Annotated in this window: 1 protein-coding gene; it reads left to right on the top strand. The window is 47.9% G+C overall.

From position 1 onward, the window contains the following. The coding region (murJ, locus tag OU793_RS24595) for a murein biosynthesis integral membrane protein MurJ (RefSeq protein WP_274647914.1) at window positions 1–1,010 on the top strand (1,010 nt) is incomplete at both ends.

Below are 1,010 nucleotides of genomic sequence, written 5' to 3'. Positions count from 1 at the left end.
TTTTTCTTCGCCAACAAAATTCCGAATTTCTTACGACGTTTGTTTGCTGAAGGGGCTTTTTCTCAAGCGTTTGTCCCCGTTTTAACGGAGAATCACGCTCAAGGTGATATGGATAAAACACGCGAGTTGATTGCTCGTGCTGCCGGTACGTTAGGGGTTATTGTCTCTATTGTTACCGTGCTGGGCGTGCTGGGCTCTGGTGTGGTAACCGCGCTGTTTGGTTTTGGCTGGTTTTTAGATTGGATGCATGGTGGGCCGGCCGCAGAGAAATTTGAGCTAGCCAGTCTGATGCTCAAAATTACCTTCCCTTATTTATGGTTCATCACTTTTGTTGCGCTTTCCGGAGCCATTCTTAACACACTCGGCAAGTTTGCCGTCTCCTCATTCACTCCGGTCTTTTTGAATGTCATGATCATTCTGGCGGCTTGGTTTATTTCGCCACAGATGTCTCAACCGGAAATCGGTCTGGCTATCGGTGTGTTTTTAGGTGGTTTGGTTCAGTTCTTATTCCAAATTCCTTTCCTTATTAAAGCGGGCGTGATGGTTAAGCCTAAGTGGGGGTGGCGCGATCCTGGGGTGGTAAAAATCCGCACGTTGATGATTCCCGCTTTGTTTGGCGTCTCTGTCAGTCAAATCAACCTGCTATTTGATACTTTTATTGCCAGCTTTCTACAAACTGGCTCAATCAGCTGGTTGTATTATTCCGATCGTTTGTTGGAGTTCCCGCTGGGGCTGTTTGGTATTGCGATTGCGACGGTGATTTTGCCTGCGCTGTCTCGTAAACATGTGGACTCGCAGAGCGAAGGTTTTGCACATACCATGGATTGGGGCGTTCGCATGGTAACGCTGCTCGGGATTCCGGCGATGTTGGGTTTGATGGCGTTGGCGAAGCCGATGTTGATGGTGCTATTTATGCGCGGTGAGTTCTCTCCACAAGATGTGCACCAAGCGTCTCTGTCGTTGCTCGCTTACGCATCTGGCCTATTGAATTTCATGTTAATTAAAGTGTT

It is taken from the genome of Vibrio sp. VP6 (assembly GCF_028823755.1).
GTDB classification, from domain to species: domain Bacteria; phylum Pseudomonadota; class Gammaproteobacteria; order Enterobacterales; family Vibrionaceae; genus Vibrio; species Vibrio parahaemolyticus.
Note: the sequence above shows the minus strand (reverse complement) of the source record. Positions and strands in the feature narration are given on the sequence as shown.